The organism is Oleiphilus sp. HI0086 (genome assembly GCF_001635225.1).
Genome location: NZ_LWFZ01000857.1, coordinates 1 through 796, shown reverse-complemented (window position 1 = coordinate 796; position 796 = coordinate 1). Strand labels below are relative to the sequence as shown.

1 protein-coding gene is annotated in these 796 nt (G+C 41.5%); it reads right to left on the bottom strand.

The genetic code is table 11. The features are described 5' to 3' along the window. Window positions 1–278 precede the first annotated feature (278 nt). Complete coding sequence (locus A3756_RS15475) at window positions 279–554, bottom strand: hypothetical protein (protein WP_068511479.1); 276 nt, start codon at window positions 552–554, stop codon at window positions 279–281. Window positions 555–796: the final 242 nt, after the last annotated feature.

Genomic DNA, 796 nt, shown 5'->3' with positions numbered 1-796 from the left:
ACTGTCAACGAAACCACCCATCAAAGTGACCCGATTACGCTGAGCAAAAAACTAATTTTTAGAACACTGAACCTTGATGATAACCTGACTTTATAAGAAGGCCATCTTTGCACAAAACTAAGAAAACCGCGTACAAGTGTTTGGTACTTTTGCGCATATAACGCCTGCCACAACGGCTTGGGTGAAGTGGCGGCGTTTTTGCGTCTTTTTGCAAAAACGGTGACAGTTTACCCAAGTCCGATTGATGGCACTTGTTATGTGTTTTCATTGAATTTAGGTCATCTATTGTAACCAATATCTGGGTTATTAGATTGATACTTGCGAATGAACTCTACCTCTTTGGCTGCTAGTTCAGACTCTTCACAATCTGGTGACTCCCAAAGTATCTGTTTACGTACTGTGTAATCTTTGCGTACCTCTTGAGGAAGCGTTGCAAAGTCTGCATTTACTGTATCCATATCCGGGCTGCCAAAATAACGATGGCTTCCGATGCTATCCTTGCCTATATATATTTTACCTGTGGGATTATAAGTAATTTTATAGATCTGTTTCATCTGCTCCGGAATTCCATTTTTTCACATAACGCCCAGCTCACCGGAGGAGCAAAATTGGCGTGACTTTTTGCTCCAGCAAAAAGCGCGACACATTTTGCGGAGTCCGGTGGAGCTGCTTGTTATAGCTTTTATTGGTATTCAAATTTGGTTTTAGCCTCACCAGTTTCATTTATAGTTAGTGTAAATGACTTCCAATCACCGCCAGTATGCGATTTCATAACTGAGTGAAGCTTAGGCACAAC

What these genes read in the sequence shown, in the direction of transcription:
- A3756_RS15475 (WP_068511479.1), bottom strand. Translation starts at nt 554, where the DNA reads ATGAAACAGATCTATAAAATTACTTATAATCCCACAGGTAAAATATAT.